This is a genomic window from Microcoleus sp. B5-D4, from assembly GCF_036705145.1.
Classification (GTDB): Bacteria; Cyanobacteriota; Cyanobacteriia; order Cyanobacteriales; family Microcoleaceae; genus Microcoleus.
The window spans coordinates 107,579-115,203 of sequence record NZ_JAUBTV010000007.1 but is presented as its reverse complement, the minus strand read 5'-3'; the positions used below and the strand labels follow the sequence as shown (position 1 = coordinate 115,203).

General features: G+C 47.4%; 9 protein-coding genes. 3 read left to right on the top strand and 6 right to left on the bottom strand.

The features are described from left to right. Window positions 1-195 precede the first annotated feature (195 nt). The gene (locus QUB10_RS05365; RefSeq protein ID WP_333200225.1) at window positions 196-1,068 is read left to right on the top strand and encodes an MBL fold metallo-hydrolase; all 873 of its coding nucleotides are present in this window, start codon (window positions 196-198) and stop codon (window positions 1,066-1,068) included. An 11-nt stretch (window positions 1,069-1,079) separates the two neighbouring features. Here QUB10_RS05365 and QUB10_RS05360 read toward each other — a convergent pair whose 3' ends face one another. The 6 genes from QUB10_RS05360 to acsF all read right to left on the bottom strand — a co-directional run bounded on the left by QUB10_RS05360 (window position 1,080) and on the right by acsF (window position 6,838). Beyond that, complete coding sequence (locus tag QUB10_RS05360; RefSeq protein WP_333200223.1) at window positions 1,080-1,715, bottom strand: 4Fe-4S single cluster domain-containing protein; 636 nt, start codon at window positions 1,713-1,715, stop codon at window positions 1,080-1,082. Then, on the bottom strand, window positions 1,712-2,527 hold the full coding sequence (locus QUB10_RS05355; RefSeq protein ID WP_333200221.1) for a radical SAM protein: 816 nt from the start codon (window positions 2,525-2,527) through the stop codon (window positions 1,712-1,714). The genes QUB10_RS05360 and QUB10_RS05355 overlap by 4 nt, the downstream gene beginning before the upstream one ends. Window positions 2,528-2,667: 140 nt before the next feature. After that, a complete protein-coding gene (locus QUB10_RS05350; protein WP_333200219.1) occupies window positions 2,668-3,498 on the bottom strand; it encodes a fatty acid desaturase in 831 nt (276 codons plus the stop codon). A 9-nt stretch (window positions 3,499-3,507) separates the two neighbouring features. Continuing rightward, the gene (gene hemN, locus QUB10_RS05345) at window positions 3,508-4,917 is read right to left on the bottom strand and encodes an oxygen-independent coproporphyrinogen III oxidase (protein ID WP_333200216.1); all 1,410 of its coding nucleotides are present in this window, start codon (window positions 4,915-4,917) and stop codon (window positions 3,508-3,510) included. A gap of 86 nt (window positions 4,918-5,003) precedes the next feature. Beyond that, on the bottom strand, window positions 5,004-5,750 hold the full coding sequence (locus QUB10_RS05340; RefSeq protein ID WP_333200214.1) for a heme oxygenase (biliverdin-producing): 747 nt from the start codon (window positions 5,748-5,750) through the stop codon (window positions 5,004-5,006). Between the two features lie 11 nt (window positions 5,751-5,761). After that, complete coding sequence (gene acsF / locus QUB10_RS05335) at window positions 5,762-6,838, bottom strand: magnesium-protoporphyrin IX monomethyl ester (oxidative) cyclase (RefSeq protein ID WP_333200212.1); 1,077 nt, start codon at window positions 6,836-6,838, stop codon at window positions 5,762-5,764. 11 nt (window positions 6,839-6,849) lie between these two features. Between acsF and QUB10_RS05330 the strand changes: the two genes are divergently transcribed. Together QUB10_RS05330 and QUB10_RS05325 are read left to right on the top strand one after the other, a co-directional pair. Further along, window positions 6,850-6,984: a hypothetical protein gene (locus tag QUB10_RS05330; RefSeq protein WP_333143296.1), complete on the top strand. Its 135-nt coding sequence runs from the start codon at window positions 6,850-6,852 to the stop codon at window positions 6,982-6,984. A gap of 43 nt (window positions 6,985-7,027) precedes the next feature. Then, window positions 7,028-7,423 (top strand): helix-turn-helix domain-containing protein, encoded by a 396-nt coding sequence (locus QUB10_RS05325; RefSeq protein WP_333200210.1) that lies wholly within the window; start codon window positions 7,028-7,030, stop codon window positions 7,421-7,423. Window positions 7,424-7,625: the final 202 nt, after the last annotated feature.

The following is a 7,625-nucleotide window of genomic DNA, read 5'->3' as shown; positions in this document are numbered from 1 at the left end:
AACAGGCAAGATGCCTGTTCCACAAGAAAATTTATCTCTTGTGGAACGGGCCGGAGAGCCCGTTCTTGAGATTGGTGCCAAAGGTGAGTTTTAATCGGCTTGGTCTGTGAGACGGGTCTAAACCCCGGCGGGATGTCGGGGGTACTCATTATAGTAAGTTACCATAATTTATATGGCTTATTAACAGGTAGAAAAATGGCTAACATTAATCGGAGGCGTGCTGAAAATATTAACGGTAACTTTTATGTAGACAGTACCTGCATTGACTGTGATACTTGTCGGTGGATGGCACCTGAAGTATTTGGTCAAGCGGGAGAACAGTCTGCGGTTTACCACCAGCCAACTAATGAAACTGAAGAAATGCGATCGCTCGCGGCTCTTTTGTCTTGTCCCACAAGTTCGATCGGGACTGTAGAAAAACCCAAAAGGATCAAAGAAGCCCAGCAACTGTTACCCGCACTCATAGCAGAAAATGTCTATCACTGCGGCTACCACTCAGAGAAATCCTACGCCGCAGCGAGCTATTTAATTGTCCGGCCTGATGGCAATATTTTAGTTGATTCTCCCCGTTTTGTGCCGCCGCTAGTCAAAAACATAGAAGCAATGGGTGGCATTCGCTATATGTACTTGACTCACCGCGATGATGTGGCAGATCATCAACAATACCACGATCATTTTGGGTGCGATCGCATCATTCATTATGACGAAATTAACGCTGATACTTGCCGTGTAGAAATGCAATTGTCGCCCACCGAACCGTATCAACTAGCAGATGATTTGTTGATTATATCTGTGCCAGGTCACACGAAAGGTCACACAGTTTTGCTTTACAATAACAAGTTTTTGTTCACCGGCGATCATCTTGCTTGGTCGGAAAGTTTGCAGCAGCTAGTTGGCTTTCACGATGTCTGTTGGTATTCTTGGCCAGAACAAATCAAATCTATGCAGAAGTTGGCTAATTACTCGTTTGAATGGGTGTTGCCGGGACACGGCCGCAGGTATAATGCCGATCGACAAACAATGAGCAATCAAATGCAAAAGTGTATTGCTTGGATGCTCGATGCTTAATGCGATCGGGTTCATAACTCCGAGTCAGCCAGATTCATTTGACCCCGGTAGCCTGTGAAAATCCGACTGCCATCTTTGAGAATATGGATCTCCATCTGATCGCTCGCCCAAGTGAGTTGAGCCTCAAAAGCAGGATTGAAAAGATGGACGCGCTGGTTGCTGGAAGAAACGAGAGAATCGGGTGAGTGGACTGCCAAAGACTGCACATAAGCACCATCGATTAAAATATCGAGTTGTTCCAGCAACTCCTCAACACCGGCGGGCCCTTGTTGCGATCGCAATTGTTCTAACGTGAAGCCAGTAAACGACATGACATTTAATCCTGCTGCTTTGACTTGGCGTGCCAAATCTGCCAAGGCTGGAGCTTGCCAAAAAGGTTCTCCGCCCGAAAAAGTGACACCCCGATTGCGAGGATTGCTGAGAATCTGCTGAGCAAGAACATCAACCGCAATTAATTGATTAATCTCAAAAAACCAGGAAGCCGGATTAAAGCAGCCTGGACACTCCCGCAGACATCCTTGCACCCAGATCACGGCTCGACAACCGGGCCCATTCACTTCCGACTCGTCTATATATCCCATGATGTTGAGATAGCCAGGGGGAATTTCTAAAAGCTGAAAATATGGGTTTGTTTTCTGAGGTTTCATCGCTTCTCCGCCTCTGGTTTTAATAATGGGTAACGCACTGGAATTCCTGTGACACGTTCAATGCGATCGCCAAAAACCTGTAGCACTTCAGCCTTGACTTGCTTCAGTTGCCTTGTCGGATATAAACAGGCATTGGGCGGATCGTTCCCTCGTGCTTCTAGCTGGTGCGTTAGCGGGCAAAGTCGCGTCGGCGTGTTGAGTTGGATTTCGTCCGGCAATAATGCTTGCATCCGGCGGATGTACTCTGCCCGATCCTGTTCGTTCCAGTCGGTGAGTAGCATCGTCTGAATTGCCAGGTGTCCTGAATAGAGTTGGCGAAATTGGAGGAGACCGGCCCAAATGTCCTGGAGGTTGATGGTTGGCATGGGGCGATTGATGCGACAGAATGATTCAGCAGCAATGGCATCAACTTTGACAGCTACCCAATCGGCGATCGCCAGTTCCTCACACACCGCGCGATCGCCCAGCAAACTGCCGTTGGTCAATACCCCAACCAACTTCCCGGTCATTTGCTTCGCCATAAGCAGAATTTCGCCTAAATTCAGCGCCAGAGTTGGCTCACCGCTACCGCTGAGGGTGATGGTGTTCACATCGCCGACAGGGAAGGATTGCAGATCCTGTTGAATTTTCTGAGTCGGGACAAAAATTTGGCGGTTGCAACTCTGGTGCTCAATCTCACCTAACTGGCAATACACACAGTTAAATGAGCAAGTAGAATCTGGCCCGATCGGATCAATTCCTAGCGATCGCCCAAAGCGCCATGATTGGACTGGGCCGTAAACAGAAGTGGAGGGTGTAGTGACTGTAGACATGGCTTCAGCTCGATCTCCTATATTTTGATTAGGACTTACGCAAAAAACCCGGTTTCTCTGAAAAATCGTCGATATTCCTTTGAGATATTGACGCAGAAACCGGGTTTTTGGTCTCTCATGCGTAAATCCTGTGGGTGATTCTAAGGTGTGCCATTTTGAGCCGGTGGCATCACCACTTTTCGGGCGACACCTAATTTCTTTAACAGCCAAATTGCCCACCAGGTAGGATCGTACTCCCACCAGCGCCAGCCTGCTTTGGCAACGTTAGGATGGGCGTGGTGGTTATTGTGCCAACCTTCGCCATAAGTGAGAATAGCCGCCCACCAAAGATTGCGGGAGTTGTCGTTTGTGTCAAAGGTACGGTATCCCCACAGGTGAGTGACCGAGTTAATAAACCAAGTGCTATGCCAGAGTAAAACAGATCGGACAAACATACCCCAGATGACAAATGACCATCCCCCCAGTGCATACAGCAGTAGCCCCAAGGGGATTTGCAGCAGCAAAAAGTTTCGATTCAGCCAGCAATAAAATCGATCGCGTGTCAGATCGGGGGCAAACCGCTGGTACTGTTCATAATCAAAGAATTCTGAATGCGGGTAGAAAATCCACAGCATATGGCTCCACCAGAACCCCCGACGGGCTGAGTAAGGATCTTTATCGACATCCTCGGTATAGGCGTGGTGTAGCCGATGACCCGCCACCCAGAAAATTGGCCCTCCTTGTAGAGCAAATGTACCGATCAGGGCGATCGCATATTCCAGCCATTTAGGAACCTGAAAACTGCGATGGCTCAATAGGCGGTGATAGCCCAAACAAATGCCAATACTGCCAAATAACCAATGCAAAAATAGGGTCATACCCAAGGCAGACCAGGAGAAGCACCAGGGGGCTAAGAGGGCGAGGGCATGAATAGTCGTGAAAAAGAAGACCGCAGTCCAATCCAGCGGAACTCGAGTGGGAGTTGTTTGCATTACAAAATTTCAAATGGCTTTGGAAAAGGTTTTGGTTGTACGATCGCCTGTACGATCGCGGAGGTAAGCATCAAACACGGATGCAATATTGCGAATTAGCAATCGCCCGATCGCCGTTACTTCAATGCCATCGCCCCAACGTTTGATTAACCCATCGGTTTCTAAGGGATCTAGTTGTGGCAAAATATGAGCAAAATAGTCATTGAAATCGAGATCGAAGCCGAGATGGTATTTTTCTTCCAAATCTTGCACCGACAGTTGGAATTGACACATTAATTCCATGATTACTGTCCGCCGAATCAGATCGTCCTGGCTCAGTCGAACGCCTTTTTCGATGGGTAATTCATTCCCATCGATCGCCCGATAAAAGTCTTTCAATCGCTTGTGGTTTTGGGTATACACATCCTGCAACATACTGATGGAAGTCATGCCAAAGCCCAACAGATCTGATTCGGGCTTAGTGGTATAACCCTGAAAATTACGATGTAGTTGCCCAGCTTGTTGCGCGATCGCCAGTTCATCATTAGGCTTGGCAAAGTGATCCATGCCAATAAACACATAGCCATTTTGCGTCAGTTGGGCGATCGTACTTTGCAGAATTTTCAGCTTTTCGCCAGCGGTCGGCAAAGCAGACTCCGGCATTCGTTTCTGAACCGGTTTGAGCCAGGGAACATAGGCAAAATTAAAGACGGCAATGCGATCGGGATTTAATTGCAAGGTCTTCTTTACCGTTTCCTGGAATGTGGCTTGTGTCTGGAAAGGTAAGCCGTAAATCAAATCCACATTGACACTTTCAAACCCAGCTTCCCGCATCCAATCCATCACATCAAACAACATCGCTTCCGGCTGCACCCGATTGATAGCTTGCTGCACAATGGGATTAAAGTCTTGAATGCCAAAACTAATCCGATTGAATCCTAATTGTCGCAAAAATAGAATATATTCGCGATCGATATAGCTAGGATTGACTTCGATCGATATTTCTGCCGCGTCATCGAACCGAAAATATCGATTTAACTGGTTCCAGAGAAACTCTACCTGACTGCGATCGAGATAGTTGGGTGTGCCGCCGCCCCAGTGCAACTGATGCACCAGCCGATCGGCATCCACCAAACTGGCAACTTGGCGAATTTGGCGATCGAGATAGCCTAAATAGGGTTCTACCACCTCCTTGCGCTGGGTAATGATGGTATTGCAGCCGCAGAAATAACAGGGGGTTTCACAAAATGGGATGTGGCAGTAAAGCGATAAGGGGGTTTGTTTGTGATTGCCGATGGCGATCGCGGTTTTAAATGCGTTGCGATCGAAGTCAGTGCTTAATTCTGTGGCGGGTGGATAGCTGGTATAGCGAGGTAAAGGCTGGTTGTATTTATTCAACAATGCAGCATCAAATTCAACCGTTTGTGATAACTGTTTCATTAACTGATGTGTCCTTCTTTGTTTTTGTAGATTCAGAACCCCGGCATATTTTAGAGATACGATCGATCTTGTTTTCGTGGGGCGAGTTATTTCGCGACAGATTCTCGCTTGGCATGAGGGCTGCGGCCTTCTGTGCTACCGGGGCGATCTTGCCGAGTCAGCAAATCAAAGGTATGATCTCCAATCGCCGCTTTTACATCGGCTTCGAGTTCGTGCATTACATCCTGGTTAAGGGTAAATGCCGTATTTGCTTCGGCGACAATTCGCTCGATCGTGTCAGCCTCCACCGGAAACTCATCAAAGGTTTGGCGATAGCGTTCCTTAAATACTCGCCTTGCTTCTGGTGTTGAGATTTGGGAAAATTCATAGAAATTTGTTCCTTGATCCGGCGGCAGAGACAACGCCGATCGAATCACGTTTTTCAAGCTTTGTCCGCCGGATAAATCACCCATGTAGCGGGTGTAGGCATGGGCAATCAGCAGGACTGGATCGGTTTTTGAGAGGGTTTGAATGCGATCGCGATACACACAACCCGCTGGCGAAGCCGTAATTTCCTCCAGCCAATTTTCACCGTAATAAAAAGCTAGATCGCAAGCCAGATTCTCAGTGCGATTTAACTCAGGGAAATAGAGGGTTCCGATAATCGGGTGGTTGACATGGCTCTGCAAAGCCGTTTCTAAGGCGCTGTAAACAAAGTATAGATCGGCAAATAGTTTACGCAAAGGTTCCCGTTCCACAATGCCTTTGATAAAGCATTTCATAAATGCCGTATTTTCGGCTGTGGTGTGGGATTGCATCGTGCCTTCTCGGAGGCGTGTGGATAGATTAGTCATGGCAATATCTCCTAATTAATAGCGGTTCTGGACGATTCAGCATTAATCGAGGGCAGTAAATAAAGGCGCAACAACTGCCAGACAATCACAGCAATCCAGGGTAATTTTTGGCAAAATTGGATGGCGGCAGGGCGCTGGTTACTTGAGATTTCTGCTAGCTTCTGATTGGCGATCGCGCATCGATCCAAACGGGGAAAGAATTCTGGATGGTGGGTATCTAAAATACTGGGAAACGCCCGTTTTGCTGTTTCATTGGTGTGATGAATCACCTGCTTGTTATATTCGTCGGGGTCGATCCCGATGGAGTCATAAAATGTGGAGCGTTCCAACACCGTCATTGTGTGCGTGGCAAACACCGTCAGTAGGAAAAAGCGCGCCCAGAGTCTTGCCTTCCAGTTATTCCAAAGCTTAGGCTGCGATCGCAACAAAGCCTTAAAGAAATCCCCATGCCGATTTTCATCTTGGCACCAATTCTCGAAGTAGCGAAACAGGGGATAAATTTGATGTTCTGGATGTTGTTCGAGATGGCGATACACCAAAATATAGCGCCAGTAGCCAATTTTTTCCGACAGATAAACAGTATAAATTACCCATTCAGGAGGGAAGAATGTGTAGGTACGATTTTTTGTTAAATAGCCCAGATCGAGAGACAACCCAAAATCTGCCATCGCCTTATTCAAGAAACCGGCATGACGGGCTTCATCCCGTGCCAGTAAGCTAAAGGCTTCCGATAACAAGGGTTGGCGATTCTTAAGTTTGCGGGAGAGTTCTTTGAACAACAGAAAACCCGAAAATTCCGAGGTACAGGATCGCTCTAGAAAGTCAATAAATGCCTTTCGCGTTTCGCCATCAATCTTGTCCCAGCATTGCTCAAACTCTTGATTGCGAACAAAATGGTGGCGGTTATAGTCCGCGCGCAATTCTGCTACAACTGCTTCTAATTCCGCTTGTTGCCCGGACAGATCCATTTCGGCAACGGCATCAAAATTGGTGGTGTAAAAGCGGGGTGTTAACAGAGTTTCTTGAACAGGTGCTTTAATGCTGGATGGGAGACCAGCAGACTCCGATTTACTAATTGAACTGACCATAGGAGTGGAGAGTGGATTGTTCGGAATTGATGACTGTGCACCACATTGCCTTAATCCGCGATCGCCCACAAGTCAGTTACCAGTGGTATCCTATAGTTACTTTAGGTAAAGCATTGAAGCCAATAGGACGCTTGAGCCATTTCTAAAGAAATATGGAAATTATCGTGAAGGCAACTGTGCAGGGAGTTTATGGTGGAAGCGAGTCAGTGCGTAGAGGTTAAATGTCCGATTCAATTTGTGCTAGACTTGTTGGACAATAAATGGTCAATATTGGTTCTACGCGAACTGTTTGGAGGCGATCGCCGTCCCCACGAATTACTCGCGGCACTTCCTGGCATCAGCACCAAAACCCTCACCCAACGCCTACGAGAGTTAGAATCTCAAGGGTTAGTCGATCGGCGTGTTTATGCCGAGATTCCGCCCCGTGTAGAATATTCCCTCACGCCCAAGGGTCGCCAAATTCAACCGGTGATGGCAGCCCTGCATGAAGTAGGATCGCAGTGGCTGGGACAGGAGAGTTGTATTTGTCCCCTAACACACTCGGATGCTGAGGACGATTTAAATGCACAACAGCTTACTCCTTGAGATTGACTCAGAAACCTGGTTTTTTATGACAATATTTCGTTCCCACCGACAGATCAAGTGAAAAACTGGTTTCTTTAGTCGAAGTGCGTAAGCTCAGAAACCTGGTTTTTTACGACAATATTTCGTTCCCACCGACAGATCAAGTAAAAACCCGGTTTCTTGGATGTAGCATGGTGCTCAGAAACCGGGTTTCTTCCTAAAT

Excerpts from the sequence above, each read along its gene's own strand:
- hemN (WP_333200216.1), bottom strand. The coding sequence starts at position 4,917 with ATGAAACAGTTATCACAAACGGTTGAATTTGATGCTGCATTGTTGAAT.
- QUB10_RS05350 (WP_333200219.1), bottom strand. The coding sequence starts at position 3,498 with ATGCAAACAACTCCCACTCGAGTTCCGCTGGATTGGACTGCGGTCTTC.
- QUB10_RS05355 (WP_333200221.1), bottom strand. The coding sequence starts at position 2,527 with ATGTCTACAGTCACTACACCCTCCACTTCTGTTTACGGCCCAGTCCAA.
- QUB10_RS05365 (WP_333200225.1), top strand. The coding sequence starts at position 196 with ATGGCTAACATTAATCGGAGGCGTGCTGAAAATATTAACGGTAACTTT.
- QUB10_RS05325 (WP_333200210.1), top strand. The coding sequence starts at position 7,028 with ATGGTGGAAGCGAGTCAGTGCGTAGAGGTTAAATGTCCGATTCAATTT.
- acsF (WP_333200212.1), bottom strand. The coding sequence starts at position 6,838 with ATGGTCAGTTCAATTAGTAAATCGGAGTCTGCTGGTCTCCCATCCAGC.
- QUB10_RS05360 (WP_333200223.1), bottom strand. The coding sequence starts at position 1,715 with ATGAAACCTCAGAAAACAAACCCATATTTTCAGCTTTTAGAAATTCCC.
- QUB10_RS05340 (WP_333200214.1), bottom strand. The coding sequence starts at position 5,750 with ATGACTAATCTATCCACACGCCTCCGAGAAGGCACGATGCAATCCCAC.